The 21,414-nt window shown below is 62.1% G+C and carries 21 protein-coding genes; 7 read left to right on the top strand and 14 right to left on the bottom strand.

Going from position 1 to position 21,414, the window contains the following annotated elements:
* The first annotated feature begins 50 nt into the window (after window positions 1-50).
* A complete protein-coding gene (locus tag AMK05_RS31350; protein WP_064844992.1) occupies window positions 51-893 on the top strand; it encodes an alpha/beta fold hydrolase in 843 nt (280 codons plus the stop codon).
* A 33-nt stretch (window positions 894-926) separates the two neighbouring features.
* On the opposite strand, the gene AMK05_RS31345 is transcribed toward AMK05_RS31350, so the two are convergent.
* Genes AMK05_RS31345 through AMK05_RS31305 form a run of 9 tightly spaced genes read right to left on the bottom strand, consistent with a single transcriptional unit; the run spans window position 927 to window position 9,615 of the window.
* On the bottom strand, window positions 927-1,670 hold the full coding sequence (locus tag AMK05_RS31345) for an ABC transporter ATP-binding protein (RefSeq protein WP_064844211.1): 744 nt from the start codon (window positions 1,668-1,670) through the stop codon (window positions 927-929).
* Window positions 1,667-2,521 carry an ABC transporter ATP-binding protein gene (locus AMK05_RS31340; RefSeq protein ID WP_064844209.1) on the bottom strand — a complete coding sequence of 285 codons (855 nt, stop codon included), beginning with the start codon at window positions 2,519-2,521 and terminating at the stop codon, window positions 1,667-1,669. The genes AMK05_RS31345 and AMK05_RS31340 overlap by 4 nt, the downstream gene beginning before the upstream one ends.
* Window positions 2,518-3,453 (bottom strand): ABC transporter permease, encoded by a 936-nt coding sequence (locus tag AMK05_RS31335; protein WP_064844207.1) that lies wholly within the window; start codon window positions 3,451-3,453, stop codon window positions 2,518-2,520. The genes AMK05_RS31340 and AMK05_RS31335 overlap by 4 nt, the downstream gene beginning before the upstream one ends.
* Before the next feature lie 4 nt (window positions 3,454-3,457).
* On the bottom strand, window positions 3,458-4,552 hold the full coding sequence (locus AMK05_RS31330; RefSeq protein ID WP_064844205.1) for an ABC transporter permease: 1,095 nt from the start codon (window positions 4,550-4,552) through the stop codon (window positions 3,458-3,460).
* Window positions 4,553-4,557: 5 nt separating this feature from the next.
* Window positions 4,558-6,144, bottom strand: coding sequence for an ABC transporter substrate-binding protein (locus AMK05_RS31325; RefSeq protein WP_064844203.1), 1,587 nt, complete (start codon window positions 6,142-6,144; stop codon window positions 4,558-4,560).
* 44 nt (window positions 6,145-6,188) lie between these two features.
* On the bottom strand, window positions 6,189-7,142 hold the full coding sequence (locus AMK05_RS31320; RefSeq protein WP_064844201.1) for a dihydrodipicolinate synthase family protein: 954 nt from the start codon (window positions 7,140-7,142) through the stop codon (window positions 6,189-6,191).
* Window positions 7,143-7,178: 36 nt separating this feature from the next.
* Complete coding sequence (locus AMK05_RS31315) at window positions 7,179-8,054, bottom strand: SMP-30/gluconolactonase/LRE family protein (RefSeq protein ID WP_064844199.1); 876 nt, start codon at window positions 8,052-8,054, stop codon at window positions 7,179-7,181.
* Window positions 8,051-8,881, bottom strand: coding sequence for an NAD-dependent epimerase/dehydratase family protein (locus tag AMK05_RS31310; RefSeq protein WP_064844990.1), 831 nt, complete (start codon window positions 8,879-8,881; stop codon window positions 8,051-8,053). Before AMK05_RS31310 ends, AMK05_RS31315 begins: the two co-directional genes overlap by 4 nt.
* Before the next feature lie 14 nt (window positions 8,882-8,895).
* Window positions 8,896-9,615 carry a FadR/GntR family transcriptional regulator gene (locus tag AMK05_RS31305; protein ID WP_064844197.1) on the bottom strand — a complete coding sequence of 240 codons (720 nt, stop codon included), beginning with the start codon at window positions 9,613-9,615 and terminating at the stop codon, window positions 8,896-8,898.
* Window positions 9,616-9,918: 303 nt separating this feature from the next.
* Between AMK05_RS31305 and AMK05_RS31300 the strand changes: the two genes are divergently transcribed.
* From AMK05_RS31300 to AMK05_RS31275, 6 genes are all read left to right on the top strand, one after another.
* Window positions 9,919-11,859, top strand: coding sequence for an ABC transporter substrate-binding protein (locus AMK05_RS31300; protein ID WP_064844194.1), 1,941 nt, complete (start codon window positions 9,919-9,921; stop codon window positions 11,857-11,859).
* 112 nt (window positions 11,860-11,971) lie between these two features.
* The gene (locus tag AMK05_RS31295; protein WP_049731083.1) at window positions 11,972-12,958 is read left to right on the top strand and encodes an ABC transporter permease; all 987 of its coding nucleotides are present in this window, start codon (window positions 11,972-11,974) and stop codon (window positions 12,956-12,958) included.
* 8 nt (window positions 12,959-12,966) lie between these two features.
* Window positions 12,967-14,088 carry an ABC transporter permease gene (locus AMK05_RS31290; protein ID WP_064844192.1) on the top strand — a complete coding sequence of 374 codons (1,122 nt, stop codon included), beginning with the start codon at window positions 12,967-12,969 and terminating at the stop codon, window positions 14,086-14,088.
* Between the two features lie 7 nt (window positions 14,089-14,095).
* The gene (locus AMK05_RS31285) at window positions 14,096-15,832 is read left to right on the top strand and encodes an ABC transporter ATP-binding protein (RefSeq protein ID WP_064844190.1); all 1,737 of its coding nucleotides are present in this window, start codon (window positions 14,096-14,098) and stop codon (window positions 15,830-15,832) included.
* The gene (locus tag AMK05_RS31280; protein ID WP_064844188.1) at window positions 15,829-17,040 is read left to right on the top strand and encodes a mandelate racemase/muconate lactonizing enzyme family protein; all 1,212 of its coding nucleotides are present in this window, start codon (window positions 15,829-15,831) and stop codon (window positions 17,038-17,040) included. The genes AMK05_RS31285 and AMK05_RS31280 overlap by 4 nt, the downstream gene beginning before the upstream one ends.
* A gap of 12 nt (window positions 17,041-17,052) precedes the next feature.
* Window positions 17,053-18,240: a galactarate dehydratase gene (locus tag AMK05_RS31275; protein ID WP_064844988.1), complete on the top strand. Its 1,188-nt coding sequence runs from the start codon at window positions 17,053-17,055 to the stop codon at window positions 18,238-18,240.
* A 64-nt stretch (window positions 18,241-18,304) separates the two neighbouring features.
* On the opposite strand, the gene AMK05_RS31270 is transcribed toward AMK05_RS31275, so the two are convergent.
* The 5 genes from AMK05_RS31270 to AMK05_RS31250 all read right to left on the bottom strand — a co-directional run bounded on the left by AMK05_RS31270 (window position 18,305) and on the right by AMK05_RS31250 (window position 21,414).
* A complete protein-coding gene (locus AMK05_RS31270) occupies window positions 18,305-18,877 on the bottom strand; it encodes an NADPH-dependent FMN reductase (RefSeq protein WP_064844186.1) in 573 nt (190 codons plus the stop codon).
* 80 nt (window positions 18,878-18,957) lie between these two features.
* Window positions 18,958-19,623 carry a nitroreductase gene (locus AMK05_RS31265; RefSeq protein ID WP_064844986.1) on the bottom strand — a complete coding sequence of 222 codons (666 nt, stop codon included), beginning with the start codon at window positions 19,621-19,623 and terminating at the stop codon, window positions 18,958-18,960.
* Window positions 19,624-19,815: 192 nt separating this feature from the next.
* On the bottom strand, window positions 19,816-20,175 hold the full coding sequence (locus AMK05_RS31260) for an ArsR/SmtB family transcription factor (RefSeq protein WP_064844184.1): 360 nt from the start codon (window positions 20,173-20,175) through the stop codon (window positions 19,816-19,818).
* Window positions 20,176-20,342: 167 nt separating this feature from the next.
* Window positions 20,343-21,035 (bottom strand): response regulator transcription factor, encoded by a 693-nt coding sequence (locus AMK05_RS31255; protein ID WP_064844182.1) that lies wholly within the window; start codon window positions 21,033-21,035, stop codon window positions 20,343-20,345.
* Between the two features lies 1 nt (window position 21,036).
* On the bottom strand, window positions 21,037-21,414 hold the full coding sequence (locus AMK05_RS31250) for a response regulator (protein ID WP_049731090.1): 378 nt from the start codon (window positions 21,412-21,414) through the stop codon (window positions 21,037-21,039).

Below are 21,414 nucleotides of genomic sequence, written 5' to 3'. Positions count from 1 at the left end.
AGGACCCAAACCTTCGCCGCTTCACCCGATACAAATAAAGGATGCTCCAAGTGACTGAACGCATTATCAAGTTCGACGATGTCGAGATCGCCACCCAGGCATTTGGCGACCCGGCGCATGCGCCGGTCCTGTTGATCATGGGCGCGATGGCGTCGATGCTGTGGTGGCCGGACGAGTTCTGCCAAAAGCTTGCCGCTCGGAAATATTATGTCATCCGTTACGACAATCGAGACACCGGCCGTTCGACGGTCTATGAACCGGGCGAGCCGCCTTACACAATGGACGACATGGCTGAGGATGCCGTCAGGGTCCTCGAGGGCTACGGCATCGACAGCGCCAATCTGATCGGCATGTCGCTGGGCGGCACGATTGCCCAGATCGCAGCACTCTCGCATCCCGAACGCGTCAAGACGCTGACGCTGATGTCCACCACACCGATCGGTATTGATACAAGCGCTTTACCGCATACCGCAGCCGCCTACATGGCGCATGCCGCGACGGGCGAGACCGTCGACTGGACAGACAATGCCGAGGTGATCGAATTCCTTGCCAAGGACACCCAGATGATCGCCGGGGTGGCGCACCCTTATGACGAACGCCAGGCGCGCGCCTTCGTTGAACGGGATGTCAGGCGGGCGAAAAACTTCGTCAGCGCCACCAATCATTTCATGCTGAGGGGCGGCCAGGCGCTGAAAGGAAAATTGGCTAAACTGGCAGCGCCCCTGCTTGTCATCCACGGAACGGCCGACCCGATTTATCCGGTTGAACACGGCGAACTGCTGGCACAAACCGTCCGGGGCGCGAAGCTTGTTCGGCTCGAAGGTGGCGGCCACGAAATTCATCCCGCTGATTGGGAGGAGATCGTTTCCGCTATCGACGCCCACTTGCGCTGACCCCAGGAGCCGCAGGGGCGTGCCGATCGATGGCTACGCCCTTCCGTACATCCGGCTCGCGCGCAGCAGGCGCTGCGAATAGGGGTGTTCGACCGCGCCTCTTCGCAATGCCTCGATATCGACCTGTTCGACGATCTCGCCCGCCTCCATGATGGCTACGCGGCTGCACATATGGGAAACGACGGCGAGATCGTGGCTGACGAGCAGATAGGTGAGGCCGCGTTCTTTGCGCAGATCCTGCAGGAGATTGAGGATTTCGGCCTGCACCGAGACGTCGAGCGCCGATGTCGGCTCGTCCAGCAGCAGGACGTCGGGGTCCAGCATCAAGGCGCGGGCGATCGCCACGCGCTGGCGCTGGCCGCCGGAGAGCTGATGCGGAAACCGGTAGCTTAGCGTCGGATCGAGGCCAACCGATCTCAGCACGGCGCTGACGTCGACCGAATTTGTGTCGAGCCCCTGGTTGCGCAGCGGCTCCTTCAATTGTGAGCGGATGGTCTTGCGCGGATGGAGCGATCCGTAGGGATCCTGAAACACCATCTGCACCCGCCGATAGAACGGCCGGCTGCGCTGGCGCTGCAGCGCCTCGCCCTGGAGTTCGATGTGACCGTCATAATTGGCGTTGAGGCCGGAGAGCGCCCGGAGAACCGTGGATTTGCCGCAGCCGGACTCGCCGACCAGGCCGAATGCCGTCCCCCTTTCGACGGTGAGGTTAACGTCTCTGACGACAGGCCGCTGGCCATGTCCGAAACGGATGGTGAGATTGTCGATCCGGATCATCGCGGCGCCTCCGCGAGGTCATTGAGCCAGGCGGGATCGCGCGTCAGGATCGGCAGCCGGGCCGGCGGATCCTCGATCGTCGGCAGGGAGGCCAGAAGCCCTTGCGTATAAGGGTGTTTCGCCTTGTCGAGATCGCGCGCCTCCAGCACTTCCACGACGCGGCCGGCATACATGATGAGCACGCGATCGCAGAATTTCCGGATCAGGTTGAGGTCGTGGCTGATGAAGATCAGGCCGAGATTGCGGCGTGCGACGAGTTCGTCGAGCAGGGCCAGGATCTCGAGCCTGACGGTGACGTCAAGCGCTGATGTCGGCTCGTCGGCGATCAGCACTTCCGGTTCGGCAATCAGCATCATGGCGATCATCACGCGCTGGCCCATGCCGCCCGATATTTCGTGCGGATAAAGGCGGGCGACGCGCTCGGGATCGCGGATCTGGACGGCTTCGAGCATGCCGAGCGCTTGGGCGTAGGTCTTTTTTGCGCTGACCTTGGGATGATGGAAACGATAGGTCTCGGCGATCTGTTCGCCGATGCGCATGACCGGATTGAGCGAATATTTCGGATCCTGCAGGATCAGCCCGATCCGCCGCCCGCGGATGGTCATCATCTTTCGTTCGTCCGCCTTGATCAGGTCGACATCGCGAAAGGCCATGCGCTCGGCGCTGACCACCGCGGTCGGCGGCAGCAGTTTCATGATCGCCCGGCCGACGGTGGACTTTCCCGATCCGGATTCGCCGACGATGCCGAGTTTTTCCTGCCCGAGCGCGAAACTCACGCCGCGCACCGCCCGCATGTGGCCGCCGCCATAGGCAATTTCGAGGTTGCGGATATCGATCAGGGGCTCTGTCATTCCGAACCTCTCGGGTCGAGCACGTCGCGAAGCGCATCGCCGACGAGATTGAAGGCGAGGCTGACCAGTGCGATGGCGATACCGGGCGCGGCGATCACCCAGGGACTGTCGAGCATGAACTCGCGGCCGCTGGCGGCCATCGAGCCCCATTCCGGCCATGGCGGCTGCGCGCCGAGGCCGAGAAAGCCGAGGCCGGCGGCAGTGATGATGATGCCGGCCATGTTGAGCGTGACGCGGACGATCACCGAGGGAATGCACATCGGCAGGATATGGCGGGTGATGATCGCGAGGGATGTCGCGCCCTGCAGGCGCACGGCGGCGATATAATCCGCCTTGCGCAGGCTGAGCGTTTCGGCGCGCGCCAGCCGGGCGATCGGCGGCCAGGCCGTCAGCGAAATGGCGATGATGGCGTTGGTGATGCCCGGGCCGAGGGCCGCGGCAAAACCCAGCGCCAGCACCAGTCCGGGAAAGGAGAGAAAGATATCGGTGACGCGCATCAGGATTTCATCGACGACGCCGCCGAAATAACCCGAAACGGTGCCGATCAAGAGGCCGAGCGGTGCGACGATAATCGTCACCAGCATGATGATGTAGAGCGTCGTGCGGGCGCCGTAGATCACCCGCGCAAAGACGTCGCGGCCGAAATTGTCGGTGCCGAGTAGGTGGGCTGCCGACGGCGGCGCAAGCCGCCCGGCCATATCCTGCACGATTGGATCGTAGCTCGTCAGCAGAGGCGCGGCCGTCGCCACGACGATCAGCAGCACGATGATGAAGAGACCTGCCAGACCAAGCGGATGCAGGCTGAACTTCAGCCAACCCTGGTGGATCTGCTGCATCGATGACTGAAACCAGCCCTGAGGCTCCGGCGCCAGCAGCCATTTGCGGAGGCCGCCGGCATTGGCGCTGTCTGCGTCTTCGGTGGAGATCGTCATGGCGTCACCGTGTTCTCGGGTCAAGAATGCGATAGAGGACGTCCGACAGGATGTTGATGGTCAGGAAGACGGCGCCGATCGTCAGCACCGAGCCCATGACGACGTTCATGTCGTTCATCTGCAGCCCGCGGGTGAGATATTGGCCGAGCCCCGGCCAGCCGAAAACCGTCTCGATCAGCACCGCCCCTTCGAGCAGCCCGCCGAAGGTTAATGCCAGGATGGTCAGGAGCTGCACGCGGATGTTGCGGAAGGCATGGCGCCAGACGACCTTGCGGGTGCCGAGCCCCTTTGCCCGTGCGGTGATGATATATTCCTGGCTCAGTTGCTCCAGCATGAAGCTTCGCGACATGCGGCTGATATAGGCGACGGAGTAATAACCGAGGATCGCCGCCGGCAGGATGATGTGGCCGAGCGCGTTGTGAAAAACGTCCCATTGGCCCTGTAACGCCGCGTCGATCAGCAGAAAGCCGGTCATCGGCGTGACGAGGCCCTCGTAGAAGACGTCGATCCGGCCGGATGCGCCGACGAGCTTGAGCTTGGCATAGAAGAGGAAGAGCGCCATCAGCCCGGTCCAGAAGATCGGGATGGAGTGGCCGGCAAGCGCGACGATCCGGGCGATATGATCGATGATTGTTCCGCGCCTGACGGCAGCCGTGACGCCCAAGGGAATGCCGATGACCGCGCCGATGATCATGGCAATGATCGCAAGCTCGATCGTGGCGGGAAAGATCGTCATCAGATCGGTGAGGATCGGCTGGCCCGTCGTCGCCGCTGTGCCGAGATCGCCTGTGGCGACCTTCCCGACATAGGAGAAGAACTGCATCCAGATCGGCTGCCCAAGTCCCAACTCGTTATAGACCCGATCATAGACCTCCTTGCTGACCTCCGCCCCGGTGATGGCCAGTACCGGATCGGCAGGCAGCAGACGGCCCATCGAAAAGGTTAGGAAAAGCAGGCCGAGCAGCGTGGTGACGATAGCCACCGCGCGCCCTGCCAGGCGCCGCAGCAGGCTCGTCAAAGGGTGCGGGGCCGCATCGGCAAACCCGCCCGCCCTGGAATGACGGCTCTCCTGCTTCGATGTCAGATCGGCGCTTGCCACGCGCTCTACTCCTTGGTCACGTCATGCCAGCGCGTCGACCAGGTCGTATGGCCGTGATAACCCTTGACGTTGGCGCGCATGACATAGGGGTCGGTTCGCTGGAAGAAGATGACGAGCGGCGAAGCCATGCCGGAATAGATGCCGTCCATCTTCTTGAAGATTTCGGTGCGCTTTTCCGTGTCTCGCTCCCGCATCGATTGGTCGATGAGCGTGTTGAGCTCGTCCACCTTCATGCCCGTGCGCCAGAGGTAATAGCTGCCGAGGCGCGCCTCATCGCTATTATCTGGGTTGAAGGCATATTGCGTGGCGACGGCGAAGGGATCGGGCAGGCGGGCGCCGGAATTGCCGAGCAGCACTTCGAATTTGCGCTCGCGGAAGGCGGGCGTGAATTCGCCGGGCACCAGATCGAGATCGAAACCGGCGGCGCGCGCACTCGCCTGCAGCGCTTCTGCGAAGGGCAGGGTCGGGGCTCCCGAGGGATTGAGCACCTTCTTCAGGCCGTTGGGATATCCGGCCTCCGCCAGCAGCTGCTTGGCCTTGGCGGGATCGTAATCGTAGTGGGCGGCAGCCTCATCGGGCGCGCCGATCATGCCGCGCGGGATCATCGACTGCCAGGGAAAGCCCGTATAGCGCATGATGTTGCCCGAGATCGCCTTCCAGTCGAAGGCGTGCTGGAAGGCCTCGCGAACCTTCGGCTTCTGCAGATCAGGGTCTTTCTGGTTGAGGGCGATGTAATAGAAGCCGAGACCCGGGACATTGTCGATGACCATATCCTTGTTGGTGGACAGCGCATCGAGATCGCCGCTCGCCACATACTGGCCGACATCGACGTCGCCGGCTTCGAGCTGCAGCCGAAGATTGCCGGATTCAGGGATGTGGCGGGCCACGACGCGGGCCATGGCCGGCTTGCCGCCCCAGTATTTCGGCTGGGCGTTGAAGATCGCCACGTCGTTCGGCCGCCACTGCGCCAGGCTGAACGGTCCACTGCCGGCGGAATTGGCCGAAAGCCAGGCGCCGCCGAAATCGCCGTTCGCCTCATGCGACAGCACTGTCTTCTTGTCGACGATGCCGATCGACGAGCCGGCCAGCGAATAGAGCACCAGGTCGGTATTCACCGACTGCGGTAGCTCGATCTCCAGCGTATGGTCATCCTTTGCCCGAACGAGCTTTTCGACGTTTTCGGGCGTGAAGCCCCAGAGCGCCACATCGGTCGAGCCGACCTGACCCATCTTGATGACGCGCTGGATCGACCAGGCGGCATCCTCGGCGGTCACCTTGTTGCCGCTCTGGAAGACGGCGTCGTCGCGCAAGGTGAGCGTGATGATCTTGCCGTCCGCCGAGACCTCCCATTTCGTCGCAAGCATCGGCTTCAGCGTCTTGAGGTCATCTGGCGACAGCTGCACGAGGTTGTCGTAGAGGTTCGAGATCAGTTCGGAAACCGTGCGGGCATTGTTCTGGGCCGGATCGAGCGTCCGGATACCGGTGAGGTTGGTGCCGATCACCAGCATATTGGGCGGCGACGCCGCGAAGGCAGGCTGCGCACCCATCAGGGCGCCGGTAAGTGCGATCGTTGTCAGTAGCTGTTTCAGCATCTCTAGACCTCCCAATCCTGTTATTTGCGAAAATAGTGTTGAGCTCAGCTGGCCGCCTTGGCAGATTGCTGCCGCTCCGGATCCGTTTGAATGCTGCCCTCGGCCTCCCAACCTCGAAGCAGCCGATGAAGTTCCTCGCGATCTTGCTGGTCGAGCATCGGCAATCCCGGCAGGCGTACGGGGCCGACATCGAGGCCGGAATAGGTGACGGCCTCTTTCACGACGGTGACGTTGGCGCCGTTGCGGAATTTCGTCCGCATCCGCTCGAATGGTTCGAGCGTGTTGACGATCGCCCGTGCCGCGGCAAAATCGCCTTTTTCGAGCGCGGCGTGGACGGCAAGCGAAAGCCGCGGCGCAACATTGACGAGGCCCGAAGTGAAGCCGCGCGCGCCGGCTGCGGTGAATGTCGGCGCCCAGCTCTCCGCCAGGCCGCAGACGAACAGCGCGCCATCAGGATCGGCCGCCGGGATCGCCCGCGACAGCAGCATCAGATCTGTCGTGGCGAACTTGATGCCGGCAATATTGCCGTGGTTGGCGAGGCGGACGATATCCTCGACACCGAAACCTTCGGCCCTGACATAGGCGACGAGCGGCAGGGTGGAAGCGTCGGCAAGATTGCAGAAGTAGCCGATCTGGGCCGAAGGTGCCGCGAAAGGATCGACCGGCTGATGCGACATGACGGCGGAGGCGCCGATCGCCGCCGCATCCCTCGCCATGCCGATCGCCTCGCGCAGCGACCGGCCGATGGCCGCCGTCACCGGCGCCCGGCCGTCGACACCCGAGACCGCCGCCTCGTGAACGATCCGGATTTCCTGCGGCGTCAGGGCATAGAATTCGCCGGTATTGCCGGCAGCGACGATGTTGTGGATGCCCGCTGCCGCCACCCGCGCATAGACCTTCGCCGTAATCCGAGGTTCGACTTCGCCTTTACCGTCATAGGCCGTGACGGGAACGCCCGACACGCCGGTAAGCGCCTTGCGCATGATCGCGATGCTCATTTTTCTTTCCCCGTTAGCTTTCCATCCAGATAATCGTCATCCGAAGCGGAAGGGCGGCAGCCCCTCCGCATCCACCTCGAAGGCGATGACCGTGCCCGCCTCGAAACGCCCGGTACGGTCCGTCGACAGGCTGGTGACGAAGAGGGTTCTGAGATCCGGCCCCCCGAAACAAGGCATTGTCGGCGCCGGGACCGGCAGGATGTAGGTCTCGACGATTTCACCTTCGCGCGATATCCGGTTGAGGCGGCCGGCGGAGACGCCGGCGCTCCAGTAAAATCCGTCGCGATCGGTCGTCGCCCCGTCCGGCCGCCCCTCTTCTTCGGTGAAGCCGCGCAGGCGACGTCCTTCACCGAGACTGCCCTTCTCAGGATCGAAGTCGAATGCCTGCAGGAAACATTGGCGGCTGTCGGAGTGATACATCTGCCGGCCGTCCGGCGACCAGGCGAGGCCATTGGAGCTCGTCAGTCCCGTTGCAACCGTCCGCGTGCTGCCATCGGCGCCGACGCGGTAAAGAGCGGCCTCTTCGATTTGCGGCTTGGCTTCGCTGATTGAGCCGACCCAGAAATGTCCGTCCGGGCCGACCTTTCCGTCATTGAGTCGGCCGATTATCTCGTGCCCGACCGGGTCGCATAGAAATTCGATATCGCGGGAGACCGGATCGAAGACATGGACGCCCGTCTGGAGGCCGACGACGATCCTTCGATCGCGGCAAAGCCCGAGGCTGCCGACCGCCGCCGGCATGTCGAAGCGGTCGATCTTTCCCGAAGCCGAGAGCCGCACGACGGCCGGCGCCAGAATGTCGACGAACCACAGCGTGCCGGTGTCGTCGTCCCATACCGGCGATTCCCCGACCGTCAGCGGTTGCTCGATCACGGAACGGACTTGCGGGTGCATGATCCGAGGCGCCGTCATTCGGCCGCCTCCAGGCTTTTGGCCAAACCTTCGGCGTCACGCATGCGGATGGTGCCGTCGTGGTTGATCTCACAGAATCCGCCACCCTGGAACGCAAGCGCGACCGGCCCTTCGGCCCCCTGTTCGATGCGGGCGTGATCGCGCGGCCGGTCTTCCGGTTGGTAGCCGAGCCTCCTCGCCAGATCGTTGTCCCACCATTTCTCGTCGGTATCGGAAACACCGTAAACCACCGTCGCGGCGATCAACGGATGAGTGAGCCCGATCCGCACCAACTGCGCCAGGTCGCGCGCACTGATCCAGATCGCGACCGATCGCTCGCTATTGGGATAGGTACCGGCATTGCCGATACGGATGGAAAGGGAGCGAATGCCCGAGGTGTCGTAGTAGAGTCCCGCCACCAGTTCGCCCCAGCATTTGGAAAGCCCATAGGGGCTGTCGGGGCGCATCGGGTCGAGCGGCGATATGACTTCGCCGCGCGGATAAAAGCCGGTCGCATGGTTGCTGGAAGCATAGACGACCCGCTGGACCTCGTTGATCCGCGCTGCTTCATAGAGATTGTAGGTTCCAAGCACATTCGCATGCAGAATGGCGTTCATGTCGATGCCGCTGGCGATGCCGGCGAGATGAACGACGCCGTCGATATCCTTCAGCGCAACTCCGGCCTCGTCGAGCTTGGTAAGATCGGCCCTGACGAAAGTCTCGTTTTCGCCCAGTTCAGCCGGTTCCTGCAGGTCGATCAGGCGGACGTGCTCAAAATGCGCGCGAAGGTGAGGGCGCAGCAGCGTTCCGACACGGCCGGCAGCACCCGTCACAGCGATCCGTTTCATCATCCGTCCTTCCATTATCGCTCAACCCCCTGAAACATGCGGGCGCGGGCGTTCAGTATGTGTTTCTTCATCGCATCGTGCGCTTCGGTTTCCCGCCGTGCGAAGATCGCCTCGACGATCACCGCATGCTCGTCCTGGACGCTACGAATCTGCTCCAGCGTCCGTTTCAGGCTCAGGCTTCGCGTGACGGAATGCCCGATGGCGAAATGCGGCCTGAACCATTCGCGAACGGTGATGTGGAACTGGTTGCCGGTCGCCATGGCGATGGCATCATGCAGAACCTGATCTTCCTCGGCGCCGAGCTCTCCGTCGCGCAGACATTGCTCGATCGACAGAAGCGCTGCCGTAATCCTCTCCTTGTCGGCCGGCTGCCAGTTTCGCGCGGCAAGCTCCGCCGCCTCGGCCTCGAGGCCGGCGCGGAACTCGAAGAACCGCTGGACATCGGCGAGCGATCCCACAGGCACCATTTTCAGCATCGACGAGTCCGGCCTTTGCCTGACATAGGAGCCCGAGCCCTTGCGCGAAACGACCAGGCCATCGGCTCTCAGGCGTTCGAGCGCTTCGCGAACGACGGGTCTGGAAGCGCCGAAATCGGCGGCGAGCTTGGTCTCTGACGGCAGCCGTTCGTTCACCGGAAAATTGCCGTCGGCGATCATCCCCACGATCTTCTCGTAGATGATGTCGCTGAAGCGCGTTGCGCCCCGGTTCGAAACGGCGTCGACCGCGAATGTCATTATCGTCCTTTTCTCTGAACGCTATGGGCTCTTGCAGTTGCCGACCGATGATGTCCGCGTGGAAGTGTACAGCTTATGACAGATTTCTGCCATTTATTCGCTTCTGCCTTGCTATCGGCGCAGGAAAACTCGGTTCGGTAACTGCATCGCTACAAAATTTGTAATTATCTGTCAACTCTTGTAATCATTTGGGAACGTGTCTATGGTTCGGTCCCAGCGCCGAGGAGGGTGCGGGCGGCAGGTCGGGAGCCTGCCGCATCAGCCGGTTCAAATGGTGCGCCGGCTTAGAAAGGGAGGAACTCGATGCCCAATGAAATTCTGTCGCGCGGCGTTACCCGCCGCACTGTGCTTGGTGGCATGGCGGGCGTCGCAGCCTTGTCTATCGCCGGTCGCGTCTCTGCCGCCGCAGGCGGCGAAGCGCCCGCGCTTGCGCAGCTTGTGAAGGACGGAAAACTGCCGCCGCTCGCCGAGCGGCTGCCGAAGAAGCCGATGGTCGTCAATCCGTTCGAAAAAGTCGGCACCTATGGCGGTTCGCTGCGCCGCGGCCTTCGCGGTTCGTCCGACCACAACGGCATCCTGCGCATGGTCGGCAACCAGAGCCTGGTGCGCTGGAACCTCGAATTTACCGCCGTGGAGCCGAACCTTGCCGAGCGCTGGGAAGTCAGCGACGACGCAACGCAATTCACCTTCCATCTGATCGAAGGCGTACGCTGGTCGGACGGCCATCCCTTTACGGCCGATGACGTGGTTTTTGCGATCGAAGACTGCGTCAAGAACACCGAACTCTACAGCTCGACACCCGCGCAGCTTGCCGTCGCCGGCAAGCCGGTCACCGTCGAGAAGGTCGACGATTATACCGTGAAGTTCACCTTTGCGGCGGCCAACGCCCTTTACCTCGAAAACCTCGCCACGCCGCTCGGTCAGCATCCGACGCTCTTTCCGAAGCATTACTGCAGCCAGTTCCTGCCGAAATATAACCCCAACATCGAAGCTGATGCGAAGAAGGCCGGCGTCACCAGCTGGACGGAACTGTTCCGCAGCCGCTGCGGCGACATCGAGATTCCGTCACGTTGGGGCAATGTCGACAAGCCGACGCTCGATCCATGGGTGGTCAAGGAGCCCTATGCCGGCGGCGCGACGCGTGTTGTCATGACCCGAAACCCCTATTTCTGGCAGGTCGACACCGAGGGTAATCAGCTTCCCTATATCGACGAAATCAATTTCGGCATCTCGCAGGATGTCGAATCGCTGATGCTGAATGTCATCTCGGGTAAGATCGACATCCAGGAACGCCATATCAGCGTCCTTGCCAACAAGCCGACGCTGTCGAAGAACATGGAAAAGGGCGATTATCGCCTGCTGACGCTCGTGCCTTCGGCCTCGCAGCAGTGCCAGATCTACTTCAACATCACCCATAAAGATCCGGCGATGCGCAAGATGTTTGCGGATAAGTCGTTCCGTCAGGCCTTGTCGATCGGCATCAATCGGCCGGAACTCATCGACATCGTCTATTTCGGGCAGAGCGAACCCTATCAGGCCGGGCCGCGTCCGACCCATCCCTGGTATAACGAGAAATATGCGCGCCAGTTCACCGAATTCGACGCCGACAAGGCGGGCGCGATGCTCGATGAGGCCGGCTACAAGAAAGGCGGCGACGGTTTCCGCCTCCGGCCCGACGGCCAGAAGGTGTTCTTCTCGATCGACGTCATTCCGACGCTCTATCCCGACCTCGTCGACGCGCTCGAACTGGTCAAGACGCATTGGGCGCAGATCGGCATCGACATGAAGGTCAACACGATCGAGCGGGCGCTTTATTACACCCGCGGCGACGACAATGCCCATGACGCGCAGGTATGGCCTGGCCCCGGCGGCCTCGATCCGATGCTCGATCCGCGCGATTTCTTCGCCTTCCATCCTCAAGGGTCGCGTTACGCCATTCCATGGACGCTTTGGTACACCTCCAACGGCGCACGCGGCGAGGAACCGCCGGAAAGCCAGAAGAAGCGGATGAAGCTCTTCGACGAGGCGCGTTCGACGGCCGACCTCGACAAGCGCGGTGCGATCATGAAGCAGATCTTCGATATAGCGGCGGAAGAATTCGAGACCGTCGGGCTTTGCCTTGCCGTCGGCGGCTTCGGCATCATCCGCAACAATCTGCGCAATGTTCCCGAGAAGGAGCCGGACAGCTGGTCCTGGCCCAATCCGGGGCCGGCGCTGCCGCAGCAGTTCACCTTCACGAGCTGATTTTGATTGAGCGCCGTACCGACGGTACGGCGCTTTCCTCGGTTCGCCTTCCCCCTTGCCGACCCGATGGCCGGCAAGGCCAGGCAGGCAACGTTAGTGCAAGAGGCGCCTCATGCTGGTCTTCATCGCCAAACGATTGCTATGGATGATTCCATCGCTTTTCGCCGTCAGCTTTCTCGCTTTCGTTTTGATCCAGCTGCCGCCGGGCGACTATGTCACCACCTATATCGCAACGCTGGCAGCCTCCAACGAGATCGTCGATCAGAACACGGCCGCGCAATTGCGTGAGCGTTTCGGGCTCGGCGATCCGATGCTTGTCCAATATTTCAAATGGATATGGGGCATCCTTTCGCGCGGCGATTTCGGTATTTCCTTCGAGTGGCAGCAACCGGTCTCGGACCTGATCTGGGAGCGCATGGCCCTGACGCTTGTTCTGGCCTTGTCGACCTTGATCGCCACCTGGGCGATCGCCTTACCGATCGGCGTCTATTCCGCCGTGCGCAAATATTCGATCGGCGACTATTTTTTCACCGCCTTCACGTTTTTCGGCCTGGCCGTTCCGTCTTTCCTGTTGGCGCTGGTGCTCATGTATGTCGCGGCGGTTGAATTTGGCCAAGATGTCGGCGGCCTGTTTTCGCCGGAATACGAGAACGCGGCCTGGAGCTTCGCCAAGATGGGCGATCTTTTCTCGCATCTCTGGCTTCCGGTCATCATTCTTGCCGTCTCCTCGACAGCAAGCCTTATCCGCGTCATGCGCGCCAACATGCTCGATGAACTGCCGAAGCCTTACGTGACGACAGCACGGGCAAAAGGTCTGTCGGAGTTCCGGCTGCTGATGAAATACCCGATGATGATCGCGCTTAATCCGTTCATCTCGACGATTGCCTGGCTGCTGCCCAACCTCATTTCCGGCTCGGTCGTCGTCGCCATCGTTCTCAACCTGCCGACGGCAGCACCCTTGCTGCTGCAGGCGCTGATGGCCCAGGACATGTATCTGGCCGGCGCTTTCGTTCTGCTCATCTGCGCGTTGACGCTGATAGGCTCTCTGATCAGCGATATCCTGCTTGCGCTGGTCGATCCCCGCATCCGGTTGGAATAGGAGCCGATATGGCCGACATTACCGTTACAAATATACAGCCGGATCGCGCCGCCGTCGCATCGCAATGGCAGCTCATCTGGTGGGCTTTCCGCCGACACCGGCTGGCCATGGTGGCACTCGTCGTCACCGTGATGATGTATATCGTTGCCCTGGTCCCCGGCTTCTTCGCCATCAACGATCCGAACCTGCAAAATGCCCGGGCGACCTTTCACCCACCGCAAAAATTGCATCTGATCGATACTGAGAACGGCTTCTCCTTCGGCCCGCATTATTATCCGATGAAGCTGACCCGCGATCCGGAAACGCTGGCCGCCATCTTCAAGGAAGACACGACGAAGCGCGTCGACGTCCAGTTCTTCGGGCGCGGCTATGAATATTCCGTCTTTGGATTGTTCAACACCAACATCCATCTGATTGCCTCGCCCGACAAGACCACGCCGCTGCTTCTCTTGGGCGCCGACAGGCTTGGGCGCGATGTTTTCAGCCGGACGGTGCAGGGCGCGCAGGTCTCCCTGTCGATCGGCCTCGTCGGTGTCTTCCTGTCGTTGATGCTTGGCATCGTGATCGGCGGCATCTCGGGATATTACGGCGGCCGCATCGATTTCATCATGCAGCGCGTGATCGATTTTGTGCTGTCTCTGCCGACGATCCCGATCTGGCTCGCCATGGCCGCGGCCCTGCCGCAGGACTGGCCGGCGACGCTGCAATATATGATGATCACGATCATCCTGTCGCTGACCGGCTGGGCGCAGCTCGCCCGTGTGGTGCGCGGCCGCTTCCTGTCCCTGCGCACGGAGGAGTTCGTGGCGGCCGCGAGACTCGACGGCGTACGCGAAAGACGCATCATCTTTCGCCACATGCTGCCGAGCTTTGCCAGCCACATCATTGCATCGATCACCCTTGCGGTGCCGGCGATGATCCTTGCCGAGACCTCGCTTTCCTTCCTCGGGCTCGGGCTGCAGCCGCCGACCATCTCCTGGGGCGTGCTGCTGCGCGAGGCCCAGAACATTCGCTCGATCGCCACCGCGCCCTGGCTCTTCATGCCGGGCTGCGCCGTCGTGGTTGCCGTGATGGCGCTCAACCTCCTCGGCGACGGCCTGCGCGATGCGGCCGATCCCTACAACAAATGAGGCCGGCATGACCGATATCGTACCCATTGCCGCCAGGCCGCTGCTCGAGGTGAAAAACCTGACCGTCGAATTTCCGCTGCGCACCGGCGTCTTCCGCGCCGTCAGCGATCTGTCTTTCTCGATCGAACCGGGCAAGACGCTCTGTGTCGTCGGCGAGAGCGGATCCGGCAAGTCGGTGACGGCGCGTTCGATCCTGCAGATCGTCGATGCGCCCGGCCGCATTGCGGCCGGATCGATCGTCCTCAACGATCAAAACGGCGGCTCGACCGATCTGACCAGCCTCAATCCGCGCGGGCGCCAGATCCGGGCGATCCGCGGCCGCGACATCGCCATGATCTTCCAGGAGCCGATGTCGTCGCTGTCGCCTATCCACACGGTCGGCAACCAGATCGTCGAGGCGCTTCGCCTCCACACCAGGATGAGCAAGGCCGAGGCGCGCGCTGAGGCCATATCGCTGCTGAAGCAGGTCGAGATTCCCTCGCCGGAAAAGGCATTGGACCGCTATGCCTTCCAATATTCCGGCGGGATGCGCCAGCGCGCGATGATCGCCATGGCGCTCGCCTGCAAACCGCAGTTGCTGATCGCCGACGAGCCGACCACTGCCCTCGACGTGACGACGCAGGCTGAAATCCTTGACCTGATCGCCCGGCTGCAGAAGGTCAACGGCATGGCCGTGCTGTTCATCACGCATGATATGGGCGTGGTGGCGCAGATCGCCGACGACGTGCTGGTCATGCACAATGGCGTGGCGAAGGAATACGGGCCGGTCGAGCAGATCTTTCATGCGCCGCAGGACGACTATACCCGCATGCTGATCGGCTCGGTCCTGAAGCTGGAGCAAAAGGCCGAAATCCGCCTGGCGCGCCCGCCGCTCGACAGGACGAAAGCGCCGATCCTCGAACTGCGCAACGTGTCGATGGATTTCGGCGAGGTGAAGGCTCTGAACGATGTCTCCATCTCGCTGTTGCCGGGCGAAACGCTTGGCATCGTCGGCGAGAGCGGGTCCGGCAAGACGACCATGGGCCGCTCGATCATGCGGCTGCTCGATCCGACAGCAGGCGAAATCCTCTATCGCCGCGCCGACGGCGGCATCATCGATCTGGCTACGGCAAAAGGCCAGACCCTGGCCGAGGCGCGCCGCGAATTGCGCATGGTGTTTCAGGATCCTTTCGGCTCGCTCAACCCGCGCATGACCGTCTCGCAGATCATCGGCGAGCCGCTGCTCGTCAACGGCGTCGCCAAAGGGCGGGCGCTGGATGAAAGGGTCTGCCACCTCATGGAGCAGGTGGGCCTCGATCCGAGGGCGCGCGAACGATACCCGCACGCATTCTCCGGCGGTCAGCGCCAGCGCATCGGCATTGCCCGCGCCATCACGCTCAATCCGCGCGTCATCGTCGCCGACGAGGCAACCTCAGCGCTCGATGTCTCGGTGCGTTCGCAGGTCCTCGACCTGCTGATGCGCCTGCAGGACGAGCTTGGCCTCGCCTATATCTTCATTAGCCATGATATCGGCGTCATCCGCTACATGTGCGACCGTGTCGGCGTCATGTACAAGGGCCAGCTCGTCGAGATCGGCGAGGCGGAACAGGTCTGCCGCACACCCGAGCACGCCTACACCCAGGCGCTGATATCGGCGATCCCGCGCCCCGACCCGCGCGACCGCGATCATTCCAGACGCTTCCGTTACGTCGCGCCCGATGTTCTCGGGCCCGGCAATCGGAAGAATGGAAGTTCTCAGAGATGAAAATCACCGGAATCCGCACATTTCTCATGCAAGTCGGTCAGCCCGACCCGTCGAACTGGGCCTCCGATCACCGTCCCGGCGGCGCTACCTCTAAGCAGTTCGGAGGCACCCGGAACTGGCTCTTTCTGAAGATCGATACCGATGAGGGCATCACCGGCATCGGCGAGTGCTCGGGCTGGCCGCGTGTCGTCGAGACGGCGATCCATGATCTTACACCTCTCCTCATCGGTGAAGATCCGGCTCATATCGAACGGCTGTGGCAGAAGATGCATATCGCCATGATGGGCCATGGCATGCTCGGGACGGTCGGAGGCGGTGCAATGACCGGCATCGATATGGCGCTCTGGGACATCAAGGGCAAGGCGCTCGGCGTGCCTGTCTGGATGCTGCTCGGCGGCAAGGTGCGCGACCGCATTCCGATCTATTCGCATGCCAATACGCCCGAGCGTGCGCTGGCCCTCAAGGAACGCGGCATCAAGGCGATCAAATGCGGCGGGGTCGCCGACCCGGTCCGCAAGGTTGCGGCGCTCCGCGATGCCGTCGGCGACGACATGGATATTGCCATCGACCTGCATGGGCCGCCTTGGCTGACGCCAGCGGATGCCTGCCGGCTGGTGCGGGCGCTCGAACCCTATGAGCTGATGTGGGTGGAAGATCCGATCGCGCCGGAGAATATCGACGGCTACCGCCGCATCCGCGACGCAGCGCATGTGCCGCTTGCGGCCGGCGAGCGTTCGGCGACCATTTTCGGCGAGCGCGAGCTGATCGAGAAGGAACTGGTCGACGTGATCCAGCCGGATACCGGCCGGGCCGGCGGCATCACCCAGATGAAGAAGATCGCCGCCATGGCCGAGGCCCATCATATCCAGATGGCGCCGCATTCCGGTTCGCTGGGGCCGGTGGCGGAATATGCGGCCCTGCATCTGCTGGCGGCCATTCCGAACGGCCTCATTCTCGAGCGCCTCGACGATGACTGGGACGGCCGCCGCCAGACGATCGTGCCGCATCCGCAGCAGGTCGACGGCCTGATCGCCGTTCCCGATGGCCCGGGGCTCGGCTGCGATATCGACGAAGAATTCGTGGCGCGATTCCCGAGCGCCGGCAATGTTTCGGTGCCGCAAGCGGCCGGCGCCTACAATCCCGGAACCGACAACGAGCATGTCTACGTGCAGACGCGTGTGGCGCGCCGCAGCTATTTCAATCGCTAGAAGGACAGAATGATGAAGATCGACCGCATGCGGGTTTTCATGACCCGCGACAAGGACCGTCCGCGCGTGATCGTCGCGCTCGATACCGATGACGGGCTGACCGGCTGGGGTGAATGCTACAATCACGGCCCCGACAAGGCACTGCCGCCGCTGCTCGATTACCTCTACGCCTTTGTGGCCGGCCAGGATCCGACACGGGTCGACTATCTCGTCAACCTGCTGATCCAGCAAAGCCGGTTCCCGCCGGGCGCGCTCGGCCTTGCCGCCATCTCCGCGCTCGATCACTGCCTTTGGGATCTGGCCGCCAAGGCGGCGAACGTCCCGGTCTACAAGCTGCTCGGCGGCGAGGTGCGAGACCGCATCAAGGTCTATGCCGGGGTCTACACCGCGCCCGATGCGCCGGCCGCCCGCGATGAGTTCGATCGCCTGAAGGAGGGATGGGGGTTCACCGCCTTCAAGCTCAGCCCATGGCGGATCGACATGCACGCCAATCGCTGGGGCAATGTCGTCAAAGCCTCGGCGGATTATTTCCGCTCGTTGCGCGAGACGGTCAACGACGAATACGAGATCGCCTTCGACGCTCACGCCAAGATTTTCGAACCGATCGCCGCGCGCCAGCTCGGCAATGCCCTGGCGCCTTACGATCCGCTGTTTTTCGAGGAACCGCTGCGGCCCGAGAATATCGAGGCGTGGGGCGATCTGAAACAGGGGCTCGACTGCGTGCTCGCCACCGGTGAATCGCTGTACAGCAGAAACGAGTTCCTGCGGCTGCTGCAGGTCAAGGGCGCCGATCTCATCCAGCCGGATATCTGCGTGGTCGGCGGCATCAGCGAAATGCGCCGCATTGCCACGCTTGCCGAAGCTTTCTTCGTCGGCGTTGCCCCGCACAACCCGATGGGTCCGCTCGCGACAGCCGTCAACGTGCATTTCTCGGCCGCGGCGCAGAATTTCCGCATTCTCGAATACCGGCTGCCGAAGGGCCAGGCCTATGTCTATGGCGGCAACGATATCGAAAAGCGGGAAGGCGAAACCCGCTACGTCGTCGATCCTTATCTGCCGAAGGACGGTTATCTGGAACTGCGGCCCGACCGGCCCGGCTGGGGCGTCGAGATGGACGAGAAGGCGATGCAGGAGGAAGGCTATATCCACTGGCAGCGGCGCGTGCCGAAGCGGCCGGACGGTTCCTACGCCTTCGCGTAAAGACGTTACTCGAAAACCGGGAACTGGCTGCTGCCACATGGCAGCGGCCAGTTTCTATTATGCTCTAAGCGTCTTTTGGCAGCACCGAGCGAACCCTTGCGATGAAGACGTGGAAGTCCTGCATGAACTTGCGAAGGAAATCCGCGGTGGCCTCGTTCGTGACCTCGCCGTCATCGGTGATCAGCCCTGGTGTGAATTGGATGTAGGCTTCCGGGGCATTCATCTGGGGAGAGTTGCAAAAACTCAGCACGCTGCGCAAATTCTGCTGGGCGACGGCGGTGCCGATCGCGCCCGGCGACGTGCCGATAACCGCCGACGGCTTGCGTGTGAACGAATTGGTGCCGTAGGGGCGGCTCGCCCAGTCGATGGCGTTTTTCAGCCCGCCGGGTATGGATCGATTATATTCGGGCGTGACGAACAGCACGGCGTCGACGGCCGCGATTGCCGCCTTGAATGCCTTGCCGGCCGGAGGATAGTCGGCGTCATAGTCGTAGCTGTAGAGCGGCAGATCCTTGAAGGATATCTCCGACATGTCAAGTTCCGGCGGGGCGAACCGCACCAACGCCTTGGCGAGCTTGCGATTGATCGAGCCCTTGGCGAGGCTGCCGATGAGATAGCCTACTTTATGTGTGGTCATGGCGTTCTCCAGTATCGCGGTGGCAAGGACGTACACGCAGGAATGATAGGAGGCCTCTCTTGTCCTTCAAGCATAAGGAACTAATCGCCGACGAAAGTGACCGTCTCGGCGAGCGGGGCGCGGCCCGTATGGGCAGAACTTGCCGCGGGGTCCTCGTACCCGATCGACATGCCGCAGAAGAGGATGAGCCCGTCCGGGGGTGACAAGGCCTCCGCGACGGTCTCGCGAACCTGTGACCATGCCATTTGCGGGCAACTGTGCAGCCCTTCGGCGCGGAGCAGCAGCATGACGGTCTGCAGATACATGCCGACGTCGGCCCATTGGGGCAGGCCGAGGTCACGGTCGATATAGCAGAACAGGGCGGCGGGCGCGCCGAAGCAGTTCCAGTTGGCGATTGCCGCCCGCTGGCGCGCCTCCCAATCCTCGCGCGCAATGCCGAGCGCGCTGTAGCGCTCCTTGCCGAAGGCGGAGCGACGCTCCCCGTACGGGGACTTCAGTGCCGGCGGATACATCTCATACTGCCGTTTGTCCCAGGCGTCGCCGTGGGCCACGCGCTCGACGGCTGATGTCTTGAGCTCGGCCAGCGACGCGCCGGTCATCACGTAGGTGTTCCATGGCTGGATGTTCGATCCTGAGGGCGACCAAGCCGCGGCGGTCAGCACGCGCTCAAGTATCTCCCTCGCCACAGGCTTATCTTTGAATCCGCGCACCGACCGTCGGCTCGTGACTGCCTCATATACGTCCATGATCGCGTCCTCCTGACCGTTCAATTCCTGATGTGGTTCATTATCTCCATTCGCGATGGAGGCGGAATCACACCGTGGTCTAGGAGGCCTACATCAAACGTTCATCAGGGATCGATGCTTCCGACGTGATGGCGGCAAGGTCATCCTCGGCAGAATAGGAGACCGATCACGAGCGGCAAGAGCAAGGCTTCGTCATTTCGCCGGATGCCCGGCTCGGACGCGGTCTGCCGGGGCGCGACGGCGCGATCCGAAGATGTCGGTCAGCGTGTCGAGCATCGTCTTTGCCATGCCGGATTGAAGGGAATAATAGATCGTCTGGGCAGCCCTTCGCGTCTGCACGAGACCTTGTTCTCGAAGAATTGCCAGATGCTGTGAGGTCGAAGATTGGCTCAATCCGACTTCATCGGCCAGGACGGTCACGGACACTTCTCCCTGCGTCAACAGGTGCAGAATGTGAAGCCGTTTGGCGTTCCCCATGGCCGACAGGAAGTTTGCTTCGATGTCGAAGGCGTTGGCTTCAAGGGAAGGCGCGGCTGGCGATCGAGTGTTCAGGCGTGATCTCCTTTATGAAATTTAAGCCGGGCATGAGGTCATATCCCCGAGCTTTAATTTAGAGATAACGCATGGGTGCCAAGGCGAAACCCATTGCCGGCGCCGCACCATCTTTTTCGACGCAAATCGGATACGGCGCGCATCAAGTGGACAGGCAATTGATAAAATTAACGCGAGCCGGCCTGCCGCATATGCGCCGGCAGCGTCTCCCAGGCCCGGATCAGTTCGCCGATCGAGGCGGCCTCCATCTTGTGCATGACGTTGCTGCGATGCAGCTTGACCGTCACTTCGCTGATGCCGAGATCGAAGGCGATCTGCTTGTTGAGGCGTCCGTGCGCCACTTCGTGCAGGACTTCACGCTCCCGCTGCGTCAGCGTCTCCAGGCGTTTGACATTGCGTTTGGCGATTGCGGCTTCGGCCCGTCGTTCGGCATCCATCGCAATGGCCGCGGTGATGGCGTCGAGCAGCGTCTGGTCCCGCACCGGCTTGGTGAGAAAATCCACAGCACCCGCCTTCATCGCCTGGACCGTCATCGGAATATCGCCGTGGCCGGTCAGAAAAATGATCGGTTTCGAAATGCCGTTTTCGGCCAGATGGCTTTGCAGGTGAAGGCCGCTTGCTCCGGGCATGCGGACATCGAGGATCAGGCAGCCGGGATTTTCCAGGATATCGGCATCAAGCAATTCGCGGGTCGAGGCGAAACTGACCGACTGAAAACCCGCCGAGAGGATCAACTCCGACAGCGCCTCGCGAATCGATGCGTCGTCATCGACGATAATGACGAGCGGCTGATCCTCTTCATACTTGCACTGCAACGATGACGGCGCCGATCTCCGCAGCAACGGCTGGTCAACTCTCATGTTACCCTCCATCTCTCGATTGGTGTAAAGCATTGGCGATAGCCGCCAGCAGGGCCTGGGCATCGAAGGGCTTGCGGAAAAAACCGCCGCCTCCCTGAGCGCGACCCTGATCGGCTATCTCGTGGCGGCCCGTGATCAGGAACACCGGCAACTCGGGACGTGATTTTCGCACAAGGTCACGAAGCTCGAAGCCGTCGATGCCGGGCATTCCGATATCGGTGATGAGCAGGTCGAAGTCCGACAGCCCGCTGACGAGCAGCGAGCCCGCCGACGGGAAGCCGCGGGCCACGTAACCCGCCGATTCCAGCAGGTCGCCCATCGATTCCAGCAGTCTTGGATCGTCATCGACAATTGCGACGACATGTCTTGTCTCGGTCAT

Origin of the sequence: Rhizobium sp. N324 (genome assembly GCF_001664485.1) — a bacterium.
In the GTDB taxonomy this organism is placed as follows: Bacteria; Pseudomonadota; Alphaproteobacteria; order Rhizobiales; family Rhizobiaceae; genus Rhizobium.
This window is presented reverse-complemented; position numbering and strand designations above follow the sequence as displayed.

Bases quoted from the DNA above. Each gene is read 5' to 3' on its own strand.
- AMK05_RS31325 (WP_064844203.1), bottom strand. From the start codon at position 6,144: ATGCTGAAACAGCTACTGACAACGATCGCACTTACCGGCGCCCTGATG.
- AMK05_RS31290 (WP_064844192.1), top strand. From the start codon at position 12,967: ATGGCCGACATTACCGTTACAAATATACAGCCGGATCGCGCCGCCGTC.
- AMK05_RS31275 (WP_064844988.1), top strand. From the start codon at position 17,053: ATGAAGATCGACCGCATGCGGGTTTTCATGACCCGCGACAAGGACCGT.
- AMK05_RS31270 (WP_064844186.1), bottom strand. From the start codon at position 18,877: ATGACCACACATAAAGTAGGCTATCTCATCGGCAGCCTCGCCAAGGGC.
- AMK05_RS31250 (WP_049731090.1), bottom strand. From the start codon at position 21,414: ATGACCGAGACAAGACATGTCGTCGCAATTGTCGATGACGATCCAAGA.
- AMK05_RS31285 (WP_064844190.1), top strand. From the start codon at position 14,096: ATGACCGATATCGTACCCATTGCCGCCAGGCCGCTGCTCGAGGTGAAA.
- AMK05_RS31335 (WP_064844207.1), bottom strand. From the start codon at position 3,453: ATGACGATCTCCACCGAAGACGCAGACAGCGCCAATGCCGGCGGCCTC.
- AMK05_RS31305 (WP_064844197.1), bottom strand. From the start codon at position 9,615: ATGACATTCGCGGTCGACGCCGTTTCGAACCGGGGCGCAACGCGCTTC.
- AMK05_RS31315 (WP_064844199.1), bottom strand. From the start codon at position 8,054: ATGACGGCGCCTCGGATCATGCACCCGCAAGTCCGTTCCGTGATCGAG.
- AMK05_RS31310 (WP_064844990.1), bottom strand. From the start codon at position 8,881: ATGAAACGGATCGCTGTGACGGGTGCTGCCGGCCGTGTCGGAACGCTG.
- AMK05_RS31265 (WP_064844986.1), bottom strand. From the start codon at position 19,623: ATGGACGTATATGAGGCAGTCACGAGCCGACGGTCGGTGCGCGGATTC.
- AMK05_RS31300 (WP_064844194.1), top strand. From the start codon at position 9,919: ATGCCCAATGAAATTCTGTCGCGCGGCGTTACCCGCCGCACTGTGCTT.
- AMK05_RS31340 (WP_064844209.1), bottom strand. From the start codon at position 2,521: ATGACAGAGCCCCTGATCGATATCCGCAACCTCGAAATTGCCTATGGC.
- AMK05_RS31345 (WP_064844211.1), bottom strand. From the start codon at position 1,670: ATGATCCGGATCGACAATCTCACCATCCGTTTCGGACATGGCCAGCGG.
- AMK05_RS31295 (WP_049731083.1), top strand. From the start codon at position 11,972: ATGCTGGTCTTCATCGCCAAACGATTGCTATGGATGATTCCATCGCTT.
- AMK05_RS31255 (WP_064844182.1), bottom strand. From the start codon at position 21,035: ATGAGAGTTGACCAGCCGTTGCTGCGGAGATCGGCGCCGTCATCGTTG.
- AMK05_RS31280 (WP_064844188.1), top strand. From the start codon at position 15,829: ATGAAAATCACCGGAATCCGCACATTTCTCATGCAAGTCGGTCAGCCC.
- AMK05_RS31320 (WP_064844201.1), bottom strand. From the start codon at position 7,142: ATGAGCATCGCGATCATGCGCAAGGCGCTTACCGGCGTGTCGGGCGTT.